This is a genomic window from Bacillus sp. JST-5, assembly GCF_057747715.1.
Genome location: NZ_JBYLHW010000071.1, coordinates 1 through 12,798, shown reverse-complemented (window position 1 = coordinate 12,798; position 12,798 = coordinate 1). Strand labels below are relative to the sequence as shown.

Sequence of the window (12,798 nt, the reverse complement as noted above, 5' to 3'; positions counted from 1 at the left end):
ATTTGTTCTTTAAATTCTTTAGTAAATGTTCTTCTTTTTCTCTTAGTCATAATTGATTCCCCTCCGACTCATGTTGAATCAAGTTTATATGACCTTAACGAATCTGTCTAATTAAGTGTAACCTATCCATACCTACAACTGGTCCCCAAATAGGACTTCCACTATTTTTAGATATAATTAAAGTAATGATATGGAAGATCAACATAAATAACAATGGTTTCCAAAATAATGCTAAGATAAATGTTCCACCAACCACAGGAATTCCTAAAAAGAATTCAAACCCTGATCCGATTAATTTTAGCACTCCAGATAACACCATATTAATCCCTCATTTCAAAAGTTTCCTTTATTTTAAAGAATATTTTACCATTTTTTTATATCCAACATTTTTTGAGCAATAATCCTTCTTTTGTTCTATATAAAAGGTAGATTTTAGAATCAATTTATTGTACGATCCCATTCAAAATATTGTTTTAAAAAACTAAAGACAATCAAAATTAATTATTCTCTAATTAAAGATTTCTTCTATACAAAACCAAGAATAACTACACCGTTCATCCGTATATTGATATGCTGTTTCATATCTAGACTTTCTTTTTTATTCGTTAAGGATTTTATACAAACAAAAAGCTACCTATGAACAGGTAGCTTACGTCCCACAATACGTCACATATGGTTTCTTGAATTCAGGAGGGTTACAATATTCTTTTATTTGTTCCGAATACTCATAAGGATTGGAAAGAACTTCGATTAGTTTTCTCATCACTGAAAAGTCTCCTAAGTCAACAGCAGCAGAAAGCGCTTCTTCCACTCGATGATTTCTTGGAATGACTACAGGATTATTTTCTTTCATTAATTGATAAGATTCTTCTTTGGATTGTTCTTGTCGCTTCAAACGGTCTTTCCATTTTTGCTTCCATAAATCAAATTCTGTCACTCCCTTTAGTTCTTTAACATTCAGATGTTCATAAGTCAACGAACTAAAAGTATTCGTATAGTCTGAATGATATTTTTTCATAATTGTTAATAGCTCATGAATAAGATTTTTATCGTCCTCTTCATTATTGAATATTCCAAGTTTTGCTTTCATACCATGTAACCATTTATTCAAATAAATTTTAGGGACTTTCGATATTTCAGCTTGTGCTATTTCTATTGCTTTTTCTTTCTTTTCGTGTAAAAGAGGTAATAATGCTTCGGCAAATCTTGCAAGATTCCAACCAGCAATTTGAGGTTGATTTCCATATGCGTACCGTCCATGAATATCAATCGAACTAAATACCGTTGCAGGATCATATGTGTCCATAAACGCACATGGCCCATAGTCTATCGTTTCACCACTGATTGTCATATTATCTGTATTCATAACACCGTGAATAAATCCGATATGCATCCATTTGGAAATGAGTTCAGCTTGTCGTTCGATTACCTTTTTTAATAAACTTAAATATTTATTAGAGTCATTCATTATCTCTGGATAATGCCTTTCAATCGTATAGTCAGCAAAAACTTGTAATTCTTCTACTGTTCCCCAATTTGCAATAAATTGAAAGGTTCCAACTCGAATATGACTGGAGGCTACACGTGTTAAAACTGCTCCCGGTAAATATGTCTCGCGAACAACCGCTTCTCCCGTTTTAGCAACTGCCAAACTACGAGTCGTAGGGATTTTTAGGGCATGCATGGCTTCACTGATGATATATTCTCTCAACATTGGGCCAAGTGCTGCACGTCCGTCTCCACCACGTGAAAACGGTGTTCTCCCTGCACCTTTTAATTGTATATCGAAACGTAAACCTTTAGGGGTAAGATGCTCGCCAAGTAAGATCGCGCGTCCATCTCCTAACATCGTAAAATTTCCAAACTGGTGGCCTGCATATGCTTGTGCTATTGGGAGGGCTCCTTCAGGAATAATATTACCGGTAAAAATTTTTGCTCCTTCTTCTGTATTCAATGCTTCATCATTTAAAACTAATTCTTTCGCTAAAGAGGAATTAAATATTGCTAATTCCGGAAAACTCACCGGAGTCGGTAATACTTTCCTATACATTTTATCTGGGAGTTGAACATAGGTGTTCTCAAAATTCCATCCAAATTCTAATGTATTCATAGATACTCCTTCTTTTTCTTATTTTATAATTGTAATTTCTGTTAATGAGCAATATATATTCCTTGAACAAAATGGAATCGTGACGATTTGAGTTAAAAAAATTATAACACTTTTTTAAACATTTACCTCATGACATAGCCTCGTGTTCGTCCATAAAACTATTGGTAGATGACTTATGAATAATAATTGGTACTCTAACAAAAAGTATGAACAAAGAAGAAAAACGATTTAGGAGAATAAATTTTAGTTATAATGCAAAGGTGATTTCTCCATTGTTTTCTCATTTTAAATAAACATTTGTTTAAAATTACAACATCCATATATGATGAAAAAATTAATCCACATCTAATATCGATGTGGATCGTCTTTTTATTCTCCTACCATACCATCATTATCCGCGTCGTGCATATAAGGGTATAACCAATGGTCTTTTGTAATCGGCATTTTAAAACCAGCATCTTTTGCTTCTTTAATTGTTACTCGGCCATCACCGTTTGTATCAATAGCAGTAATATCACCTTTTTGGCTTGAACTAGATGACGTTGACGTATTATTCCCAGTTAATCCAAGTGATTCGTTTACTTTATCAGGGTCTACATTATCAAACTCCTCGACAACTTTATGCCCGTTTATGATATACGTATATTTATAGTGTGAAGGAATTTGGGTATACGGATTTGGATAAGTGATAATTGCTTCAAAATTCGTAGCTCCACCTGCTTTACGAATCACTTCTTCCATATATGCTTGGTCACCATGACGATTGAGCGTACTATTTTGTGGGGTAATATTATAAGCATTGGATACTCCGCCAAGTGAATCCGCAATGATATGACCTTCATCTAAATCTTCTCGCTCAACTCCGGGCACCTTTGCTTCATCACTGTAATATCTACCATTTGATAATACCGGTTCATTACGCTCATCTTGTAAAATAATTTCATCAGCAATCACGCGTACTAGTTGCCCATATTCATTTGTAAAAGCCCAATATTGACGATCTCCAAAACCAATATCAACAACAACATTAGGTTCACGATGTCCGGATAAGTCCCCGCCATCAACTTCAATCATCCTATATCCTGGAAACATGTCAGATATTGATTGAGTGGGAGTTTCTTCTGTTTCTGCAGCTTTTTCTGTTTCACTATGATTAGTAGTTACTTCTTGTGATTCGGTTTTCCCCTTATTGTTCGATATTTCTTCAATGTTAGTACAACCAACAAAAATGATAGTCATCAAGAGTAAGAACAAAAAGTTTCTTTTCTTTATCATTTTATGACTCCCTAATGAATTTTTTATTAAACCATCTAGAAAACTTTTTAAAAATAATAAATGAAAAATCTAAACTTTATTATAATATCATATTACAATTTTTATTGCATTTGGAAACTAGAATGAAGTAATTTTGTTAATTTTAAATTCTAAGATTTTTTATAATACCAAAATAATTAAATGTTTCAAGAAAATCCAAGTTAAATCCTCTTGATACTCGTTCATCTGTTTGTTTTCAATGTATCTTGAGCTGGAGAATGAATGGTTGCTTTTTCCTTGCGTTGATAACTTGCTATTAATACACCACTAAAGATAATTAGTGCCCCTAACCATTCTCTTCCCTTTAGCTCTTCTCCTAATACGATATATGCAAATAATGCAGAAAATACAGGCTCTAAAGCTAATATAAAGCCCGTTTCAACAGCTGAAGTATATTTTTTTGTGCAACAGACTGGACTACAAAACCAAATGCAGAACAAATAACAGCGAGTACAAAAATCGAAATCCATCCTAGTGAACTTTGCGGACCAGTCATGGACTCAAAACTCATCATACAGACTATACCGAACAAACTGGCAAACCCTAATTGATAAACACCTAACTGTAAGGCATCATATTTTTGGGCAAAATAATTATTAACCACTAAATGAAGGGAAACATCATAGCTGTCAAAATCCTAAGCAATACACCCATATCCATTGTCATTCCGCCCTCAAACATAAATAATGTTAATCCACTTGTTGTAATTAGACCTCCAATCACAATTGAATATGGTGGCAGCTTTCGCGTCATAAAAACTGTAAAAATTGGTACAAAAATAACTGTCGTTGAAAGTAAAAAACCAACAGTTGATGGATTCTCCGTTTTTAAAACAATATTAAACATCGCGAACATCGAACACATCAACCCACCTAAAATCATACTAGCTCCGATGGTTTGTTTACTCACATGTATAAGCTGACGATAAAATATCGCAAATGAAATACAAAAGGCTAGTCCGAAGCGTATTGCGATAAGAGTGAATGGTTCTAATTCATTCACTGCAAATTTCGTAAATAAATAAGAGGAACCCCAACCGATTGTTGCTAATAAAAATAATAAATTTGCGATTCTTCTAGACATACTATTCCTCCTAAAGAACAACAAATGCTGCTACAACACTTTGCTAATTCCAAATTTCAATAGGACAACCCCCACTCACACCTTCAGGGTAAATGGGGGCTATGACATATTTTGTCTTAATTGTTCAATTTATAATAAAGGAAAATTGCCACTTTATATAATGATTTTTCCTGTCTGATTACATCATTACGTAACTCTATTTTTATTATAAAATAATTTTTTCATTTCCTTATTTTTCAGATTTATTAGTTAATTATATATTAATGATTCATTAGCATTCGGTTAATTTATTAATTGTTAAATTTTTTAAGAATAATATTTTTTAATATATAAAAAACACATTCCATTCATCATTGGAATGTGTTTTAAACAATTACTTTTAATAGATATTGTTATTAGAATTCTAGTTAAACCTCATCATGATCAGAAGGGTTACTAACTGAATAACATATAGGTAAAGCAGAAAAATTTATATTACTATCTCAGAAGCCTTTCTTTCAGCTTTTGATAATACTGGATTTAGCAAAAAAGGTTATAAGATAAAAAATGGTATTGAAGAATAACACATTTTAGCATTTCGGAAGCCAAAGACCTAAATATATCAATGTTATAGCCGATACAATTTTTTCATTTTCAGTGTCGGTTTAACTGTACTTTTTGATGGACTTCCGAAATGTATTTTATAATTAGTTCTAGACGTTAACCGTACAAATTCTAGACTTAAACAAGGAATTATTCCTCTGTTTATCGGTCAGAAAAACAATTGAGGTGAATCTATGAGCAATACTACAGCATCTAAATTTAATAACTATTGTTCTGGTATTTAAAGGATTTCAAAATGGTAGAATAAATTTCACGCTTAGTAAAACTATATTACGACTATTAATTACCATTTTAATTAATAATGTGATACTAACATTTATTATTTAACTGAAAAGTTAAAGCTCACACTAATGTATGAGCTTTAACTATTTTTAATATTTATAGAAGGGAGTTTTACTAGGATATAGGAAAATTTTTATGGAGTAAGTATGAAGAAAGTATATATTTATTCTTTTAATTAATGGTTTCTTTACAAAGGATTTCCACATTCGTTACAAAACTTCGCTTCAATTTTATTCAATTCCTTACAAAGGTTACAACGTTTGGCTTCTACAACAGTACTTTTCCCCTTTTGTACAGCCTGTGCAATTGTTTCTATCCCATCTTTCGTTTCGTTGGCTAAGTAATTGATCGTATCTTTTGCAATGGGTGCAATTTCGCGACTTTGATATTTTACTATCGTAGAACCAAAGCCTAGAGAACAAATAAAAAATCCTATTGCTAATAAAGGAAAGCCAATAAAAAATAACCAAAAATATTCCGGTTCTTCAAAAGGACTTAGTGTAAATAAATCAATTGCTGCAATTAAAGAACATAAAAAACCTATGCCTAAGATTATTGGACCTACAGTTCTAAACATTGTTCTTTGTTTTAGATGTTTTTCCGTAATAAATTCCTTTTTATTCATCGACATCACTCCTTTTTTATTTATACGTTCAAAGTTACCAGATGGCTTCAAATTACTGAAAAATTAATTTTTTCCTAAGTTCAAATTTACGCTAATTAGTTGCATCAATTATAAAAAATTTTAGACTTTTTTTGTCTTATAAGTGTCGGAAACATCTTCTTATAATTTGAGGAAGATAAAGAAAACCGAAAATTGTAAATTATATTTTTTTACAATTTTCGGGTCGATTTGATAATTTTACTTTTTTTATTACATCTGCAATTCTAACTTCGCTACTGCTTCACAATGTGCTGTCTGAGGAAACATGTCTACTGGTTGGACTTTTATGGTTTTGTATCCTCCCTTTTCCAAAATGTTTAAATCTCTCGCTAATGTTGATGAGTTACATGAGACATATACGACTTTTTTCGGTTTCATTTCTATGATAGTTTTTAATAATGATTCGTCACAACCTTTACGTGGAGGGTCAACCACTAGAACATCTGCTGTTATACCATTTTCATACCATTTCGGAATAACTGTTTCTGCTTCTCCAACTTCGAATTCTACATTGTTTATACCGTTTAATTTTGCATTTCTTTTTGCATCTTCAATAGCTTCTGGTACGATTTCCACACCATATACTTTTTTAGCTTTTTGTGCTAAAAATAAAGAAATGGTACCAATTCCGCAATAAGCGTCAATCACTGTTTCTTCCCCAGTGAGGCCTGCATATTCCAAAGCTTTTTCGTATAAAACTTTCGTTTGTTCTGGATTTACTTGATAAAAGGATCTAGCAGAAATTGCGAATTGAATATCACCGATTTTATCGTATATAACTTCGCTTCCAAATAATACTTTCGTTTGTTCTCCAAAAATGACGTTCGTTCTTTTCTCATTTATATTTTGAACAATGGAAGTGATTGTAGGAATTTCTTTAACTATCTCCTCTACAATTCGTTTTTTATTAGGAAGTTCCATTGTTTTTGTCACTAATACAATCATCATTTCTCCCGTAACATGACCATAACGGGCAATAATATGACGTAAAGTTCCTTTATGATTTTTTTCATCATAGGCTTGTACTCCGTATTTTTCACAAATATTCTTCACCGTTTGGACAAGTACGTCATTCTTTTCTTGCTGTATCAAACATTTTTCCATTTCAATGATGTCATGGCTACGTTTTTTATAAAAACCTGCAGTTAAACCGCCCTCTCGTTCCCCAATCGGTACTTGAGCCTTATTTCTATAACGCCATGGATGTTCCATGCCAATTGTAGGATATACCGTCACATCTTTTATTTTACCGATTCTTTCTAAAACATCTCTAACATGCTTTTCTTTCGCTTTTAATTGACCTTCGTAGCTCAGGTGCTGAAGTTGGCATCCCCCACACTGTTTATAAATGGGACATAGAGGACTTACACGATCAGGGCTTTCTTCTAATAGTTCCATTAATCGTCCAATGGCATATCCTTTTTGGATTTTAATTATTTTAACAATAGCCTTTTCCCCAGGAAGTCCATAAGGAACAAAAATAGGAAAACCATCAACTTTCGCAACACCTGCTCCATCATGAGTGAGGTCCTCAAATTGTACTTGAACATAATCATTTTTTTGAAAAGGAATTGGTTTGTTCATTAATCTCATCCTCAACTATCTCGTTTCTTTTACAAAGATATCATCTTTTTTTGTACTTTCAAAATGGAAATAAATTTAAACAAACGTTTATTTTAATTTTTTATCTTAACGTGAAAAAACCAGTCTCATTTTCTACTCGAGACTGGAGATTAGTATCATTACTATTTAGCTAATTAATTTTATCTTGTGGTCGTAGTTTATCAATAGTACAAAATACTTCCAGATGACGATACAAATTTTCAAATTCAGCAGGAAGATCTCCCCCATATTCACCATCTAAATTTAAATGAACTTCTTCAGAAGATTCTACCTTAATTTTTTTAGCTTTTTCATAAATGATATTTGGATGATTTAAATGTTCACCGCGTAAAGCCATAGTAGCGATCCTTATAAATTCTGGTAAATTTGTCTTTTTTAATATTAATAATGAAAAGTATCCGTCATTAATAGAAGCATCAGGTGAAAGCTTTTCAAATCCTCCAACAGAATTCGTTAAACCAACTAAAAATAACATTGCATCTCCTTCAAAAATTTTTCCATCGTATTCAATGCGAAGAGGAGATGATTTTATTGATGGTAACATTTCGATTCCTTTTAAATAATAAGCTAGCTGGCCAAGTACCGTTTTCAACTTACTAGGTACTTCATACGTTAACTCTGTAATTCTTCCACCACCAGCAATGTTGATAAAATATTTATCATTCACTCTCCCAACATCAACTGGAATAGTTTCTCCTTCAATAATTACTTTCGTTGCTTCCTCTACATCTCTAGGAATACTAAGTGCTCGGGCAAAATCATTTGTCGTACCGACTGGAATGATTCCTAATTTTGGACGATACTCATGATTGGCTAGCCCATTGACCACCTCGTTAATTGTACCGTCTCCACCTGCAGCTATGACGACATCATATTTTCTTTCTACTGCAATTTTTGCCGCAGCCATAGCATCTCCTGCACCCGTAGTTGCATGACAAGAAGCTTCATATCCTGCCTGTTCAAGCATTTGGAGCACTTCGGCTAAATGTTTTTTTATAATTTCTCTACCTGATGTTGGATTATAAATAACTCTCGCTTTTTTCATCTCACATCATCCATTATTTTTAAATTGATTCCACTATTTAACATAATATATCAACCTTTTAATTAAAAGCAAATAAAATTCTTCAAAAATCGAAATAATTGTACCGCTAAAAACAATTAGAAAGATATTCTTCGCTTTGTAATAGATGGAGAATTTTGAGTATAGTCATGGTACAATGAGGATAAATTTATCCATAAATAAGGAGGTAAAACGTGTTCCATTTATCATTTTCAAAAAGAGTGTGGGTTGCTCTTATTTCAATTTGTATTTTTTCATTCTTATTTGCACTTATTAATTACATACCAAAAAACGAGCAGATAGAAAACGTATATTATTTTAAGTTTTCCAAACTATTCATGTTCTCAATAATATACGCTTCTCCTTTTTATCTTTTGGGGGGGGATACCTGTTTCATATTTGACAGATTGGCTATTAAAGAAAAAAGAATTTAATAGACCATATCTGATAGGTATATTCATTTATTCAATTTCCGGATTTCTATTAACGGCTAGTTACTTATTTCTCATGATAGGAGCGAAAAATTCGGATCATATCATTAATATATTGTATTTTTCAATTTTAGGGATTGCAGCAGCAATCATCTTCTATCTTATTACTCTATTATTTACGTATATAGATTCCAAATGGAGCAACTCTAAAAATACATAAATATTCCTTCATATTCCTTTGTCTTTAATATGATAAAATAAATTAATGCATTTCGTTAAGAAAGGGGTTATAACATGAGTCAAAAATTGAAAGCCTATCGTTTCCCACTCATTCTCGTGTTGTCGATAATTATTGGAAGCTTGATTGGTTTCATTGCAGGCGAAAAAGCAGAAGTTTTAAAGCCTTTAGGGGATTTATTTTTAAATCTATTATTTATGATTGTCGTTCCTCTCGTTTTCTTTTCGATATCTTCTGCTATCGCTAATATGGATAGTATGAAAAGATTAGGAAAAATTATGGGATCGATGATCACTGTGTTTATCATTACAGGTATCATTGCATCCATTGTAATGATCGTAGCTGTTGTAGCTTTCCCTCCTGCACAAGGGGCAGATATTTCATTGACACAACCTGAAGATGTGGAGGAGCTAAGTTTAGCTGATCAGCTTGTTGCTACGTTTACAGTTCCTGATTTTGTTGATATCTTTTCTAGAAAAAATATGTTAGCTCTTATTGTCTTTTCTATATTAATTGGTGTTGCAACAGGTTTATCAGGAGAAAAGGGAAAACCTTTTGCCAAGTTTTTATCTAGCGGTTCCGAAGTATTTATGAAAGTCATTCAATTTGTAATGTATTATGCTCCTATTGGTTTAGGTGCCTATTTTGCAGCACTCATTGGAGTCTTTGGCCCTGAATTGATAGGGGACTATGCGAGAGCTGTCATTGTTTACTATCCTGTTTCAATTTTATATTTCTTTATAGGGTTTACACTTTATGCTTTTATCGCTGGTGGCAAAAAAGGAGTAAGCCGATTTTGGAAAAATATATTATCTCCAGCCGCTACAGCTTTGGCTACCGGAAGTAGTGTAGGTACACTTCCTGTAAATTTAGACGCTGCTAGAAAAATAGGAGTACCGAAAGATATTCGGGAAACAGTTTTACCTATTGGTGCTACTATTCATATGGATGGTTCTTGTCTTTCCGCTATACTAAAAATAGCTTTTGTATTTGGGATATTTGAAATGGAATTCTCAGGTATCGAAACCTTCTTAACTGCCATTGGAATCGCAATATTATCCGGTACGGTTATGTCAGGAATTCCTGGAGGCGGTTTTATCGGCGAGATGATGATTGTAACGTTATACGGCCTTCCAATAGAGGCACTCCCATTAATTTCTGCCATAGGGGTAGTTGTTGATCCACCTGCGACAATGGTAAACTCAACTGGAGATACTGTTTGTAGTATGATGGTCACTAGACATATAGAAGGTAAAGACTGGATGGATAAAAATTTAGCAGAAACATAATAGATTATTAAGAAAACTAATAAGGATTCACTTATTAGTTTTCTTTTATATGTTAATTTATTTTCTTATTTTTCTAAATTTTGTATACTATAAATAACTATTTTGAAATATTATGCTAAAACGAAAGGGGTATTAATTTGTCTCTATTAAACTCATTAACTTTTAAGCCTATGTACATAAATGGGGAATGGGTAAAAGCATCTACCCGAGAAAGTTTTGAAGTATTTAATCCAGCAAACGGTGAAGTTGTTGCTAGTGTTCCGAAAGGTAATCAAGTTGATGCAGAACGTGCCACAGATGCTGCTTATGAGGCTTTTCACCATTGGTCCGAAACATCGGCATATGAACGAAGCAAACTACTTTTAAAGTGGTACGATGTCATTATGGAAATGAAAGAAGATATTGCTAAAACCATGGTGTTAGAACAAGGTAAACCAATGAAAGAAGCCATTGGTGAAGTCCATTATGCAGCTTCTTTTATCACTTGGTATGCAGAAGAGGCAAAAAGAGTTTATGGAGAAACGATCCCGGCTACGACAAAAAATAAACGATTGCTAGTTTTGAAGCAACCGGTTGGTGTAACAGCTGTCATCACACCGTGGAATTTTCCTGCGGCGATGATTACTAGAAAAGTAGCTCCTGCACTTGCTGCTGGTTGTACAGTAGTTATAAAACCCGCTGAACAGACCCCTCTAACTGCCTTTAAATTAGCAGAAGCTGCTGAGAAAGCCGGCATACCAAAAGGAGTTATTAATGTTGTTACCGGTGATGCACCTTCTATTGCAGACGCATGGTTAAAAGATACTCGTGTCCGAAAAATTACATTTACTGGCTCTACTGAAGTGGGTAAGCTGCTCATGAAAGGGGCGGCAGAAACCGTTAAGAAAATTTCACTTGAGCTTGGTGGTCATGCACCTGTCATTGTTTTCGCAGATGCGGATCTAGACCTTGCCGTCAAAGGTGTCGTTCAATCTAAATTTAGAAATTGTGGACAAACGTGTATTTGTGCTAATCGAATTTATGTTGATTCAAAAATTGCAAAAGATTTCACTAAAAAACTAGTAGAATCAACTAAACAATTAAAAGTTGGTTACGGCTTAGATTCTGAAACTGATATCGGGCCATTAATTGATGAAGATGCCTTCCATAAGGTCATCAGCCATATCAATGATGCTGTGCAAAATGGAGCCAACCTTGAGTTTGGAGGTAAAAGAGTATCCGATTTTGAGGGTGGGTATTTTATTGAACCTACTGTTATTAGTAACGTCAAAGATTCTATGAAAATTATGAACGAAGAAACATTTGGGCCAGTTGCTCCGATTATTACGTTTAATGATATAGATGAAGTGATTGCAAGAGCCAATAATTCGATTTATGGGCTAGCCGCTTATGCTTATACGGAAAGTTTAAAAACGGCCATATATGTTTCTGAAAAACTAGAATATGGAATTGTTGGAATTAACGATGGTGTACCTTCAACTGCACAAGCTCCATTCGGAGGTTTTAAACAAAGCGGACTAGGTAGAGAAGGCGGACATCAAGGTATTGAGGAGTTTTTAGAAACTAAATATGTGTCTATTCAATTGTAAGGAATAGGTTAGTATAATACTCTACAAAAAATAGAATGAGCCAGTGAAATTTTTCTTATAAGATTTCACTGGCCATTATATTTGACCAGAAGAAGCACATTACAGATAAGCATTGAGATGCTAGATTTTCGAATATTAGTTTTCTTAATCACTATCAAACTATTTTGTGTTGCAAAAAAATCCATCCCAAAGTTGGAAGATTTTCGATCACTTGCTGCACCATTTATCCTCGAAACAACGACTTGCAAAAAAGTTAAACTTTGTTGCAAGATCATTTTTCAACTTGCAAGAAAATGTCCATGAGTGACAAATAAATTTTTATAAGTTACAAGTTTTTTTCTTTCAGTTGCAAATACGAATATTGCTAGTTGCAAATAACTATTGGATAGATACAAATACTTAATTCAAACTTGCAAATTCGTTCACCAGAATCTATTTGGACCCCTTAATTAATTGGACACGAAAATGCAAAACCATTACACTGGTTAAAAGTCATTTTCCGATTAAAA

At 33.2% G+C, this 12,798-nt stretch carries 11 protein-coding genes; 3 read left to right on the top strand and 8 right to left on the bottom strand.

Annotated features, from left to right (window positions below):
• Positions 1 to 94: 94 nt before the first annotated feature.
• The 8 genes from AC3ASS_RS12065 to AC3ASS_RS12030 form a co-directional block, all read right to left on the bottom strand.
• Positions 95 to 319 carry a hypothetical protein gene (locus tag AC3ASS_RS12065; RefSeq protein ID WP_488283774.1) on the bottom strand — a complete coding sequence of 75 codons (225 nt, stop codon included), beginning with the start codon at positions 317 to 319 and terminating at the stop codon, positions 95 to 97.
• Positions 320 to 649: 330 nt separating this feature from the next.
• Positions 650 to 2,110: a protein adenylyltransferase SelO gene (locus AC3ASS_RS12060; RefSeq protein ID WP_488283773.1), complete on the bottom strand. Its 1,461-nt coding sequence runs from the start codon at positions 2,108 to 2,110 to the stop codon at positions 650 to 652.
• A gap of 369 nt (positions 2,111 to 2,479) precedes the next feature.
• Positions 2,480 to 3,385, bottom strand: coding sequence for a DNA/RNA non-specific endonuclease (locus tag AC3ASS_RS12055; protein WP_488283772.1), 906 nt, complete (start codon positions 3,383 to 3,385; stop codon positions 2,480 to 2,482).
• A gap of 221 nt (positions 3,386 to 3,606) precedes the next feature.
• Complete coding sequence (locus AC3ASS_RS12050; RefSeq protein ID WP_488283771.1) at positions 3,607 to 3,894, bottom strand: EamA family transporter; 288 nt, start codon at positions 3,892 to 3,894, stop codon at positions 3,607 to 3,609.
• Between the two features lie 133 nt (positions 3,895 to 4,027).
• Complete coding sequence (locus AC3ASS_RS12045; protein WP_488283770.1) at positions 4,028 to 4,507, bottom strand: EamA family transporter; 480 nt, start codon at positions 4,505 to 4,507, stop codon at positions 4,028 to 4,030.
• Between the two features lie 1,072 nt (positions 4,508 to 5,579).
• Entirely contained in the window at positions 5,580 to 6,017 is a 438-nt protein-coding gene (locus AC3ASS_RS12040) for a hypothetical protein (protein WP_488283769.1), read from the bottom strand.
• Positions 6,018 to 6,266: 249 nt separating this feature from the next.
• Positions 6,267 to 7,640, bottom strand: a complete 1,374-nt coding sequence (rlmD, locus tag AC3ASS_RS12035; protein ID WP_488283768.1) for a 23S rRNA (uracil(1939)-C(5))-methyltransferase RlmD — start codon at positions 7,638 to 7,640, stop codon at positions 6,267 to 6,269.
• 169 nt (positions 7,641 to 7,809) lie between these two features.
• Positions 7,810 to 8,724 carry a diacylglycerol kinase gene (locus tag AC3ASS_RS12030; RefSeq protein ID WP_488283767.1) on the bottom strand — a complete coding sequence of 305 codons (915 nt, stop codon included), beginning with the start codon at positions 8,722 to 8,724 and terminating at the stop codon, positions 7,810 to 7,812.
• A 417-nt stretch (positions 8,725 to 9,141) separates the two neighbouring features.
• On the opposite strand from AC3ASS_RS12030, the gene AC3ASS_RS12025 reads away from it, so the two are divergent.
• The 3 genes from AC3ASS_RS12025 to AC3ASS_RS12015 all read left to right on the top strand — a co-directional run bounded on the left by AC3ASS_RS12025 (position 9,142) and on the right by AC3ASS_RS12015 (position 12,289).
• Positions 9,142 to 9,393, top strand: coding sequence for a hypothetical protein (locus tag AC3ASS_RS12025; protein WP_488283766.1), 252 nt, complete (start codon positions 9,142 to 9,144; stop codon positions 9,391 to 9,393).
• Positions 9,394 to 9,467: 74 nt separating this feature from the next.
• Complete coding sequence (locus tag AC3ASS_RS12020) at positions 9,468 to 10,700, top strand: dicarboxylate/amino acid:cation symporter (protein ID WP_488283765.1); 1,233 nt, start codon at positions 9,468 to 9,470, stop codon at positions 10,698 to 10,700.
• A 170-nt stretch (positions 10,701 to 10,870) separates the two neighbouring features.
• Complete coding sequence (locus AC3ASS_RS12015) at positions 10,871 to 12,289, top strand: NAD-dependent succinate-semialdehyde dehydrogenase (protein WP_488283775.1); 1,419 nt, start codon at positions 10,871 to 10,873, stop codon at positions 12,287 to 12,289.
• The last annotated feature ends 509 nt before the right edge of the window (positions 12,290 to 12,798 follow it).

Excerpts from the sequence above, each read along its gene's own strand:
- AC3ASS_RS12065 (WP_488283774.1), bottom strand. The coding sequence starts at position 319 with ATGGTGTTATCTGGAGTGCTAAAATTAATCGGATCAGGGTTTGAATTC.
- AC3ASS_RS12060 (WP_488283773.1), bottom strand. The coding sequence starts at position 2,110 with ATGAATACATTAGAATTTGGATGGAATTTTGAGAACACCTATGTTCAA.
- AC3ASS_RS12055 (WP_488283772.1), bottom strand. The coding sequence starts at position 3,385 with ATGATAAAGAAAAGAAACTTTTTGTTCTTACTCTTGATGACTATCATT.
- AC3ASS_RS12050 (WP_488283771.1), bottom strand. The coding sequence starts at position 3,894 with ATGGATTTCGATTTTTGTACTCGCTGTTATTTGTTCTGCATTTGGTTT.
- AC3ASS_RS12045 (WP_488283770.1), bottom strand. The coding sequence starts at position 4,507 with ATGTCTAGAAGAATCGCAAATTTATTATTTTTATTAGCAACAATCGGT.
- AC3ASS_RS12040 (WP_488283769.1), bottom strand. The coding sequence starts at position 6,017 with ATGAATAAAAAGGAATTTATTACGGAAAAACATCTAAAACAAAGAACA.
- rlmD (WP_488283768.1), bottom strand. The coding sequence starts at position 7,640 with ATGAACAAACCAATTCCTTTTCAAAAAAATGATTATGTTCAAGTACAA.
- AC3ASS_RS12030 (WP_488283767.1), bottom strand. The coding sequence starts at position 8,724 with ATGAAAAAAGCGAGAGTTATTTATAATCCAACATCAGGTAGAGAAATT.
- AC3ASS_RS12020 (WP_488283765.1), top strand. The coding sequence starts at position 9,468 with ATGAGTCAAAAATTGAAAGCCTATCGTTTCCCACTCATTCTCGTGTTG.
- AC3ASS_RS12015 (WP_488283775.1), top strand. The coding sequence starts at position 10,871 with ATGTACATAAATGGGGAATGGGTAAAAGCATCTACCCGAGAAAGTTTT.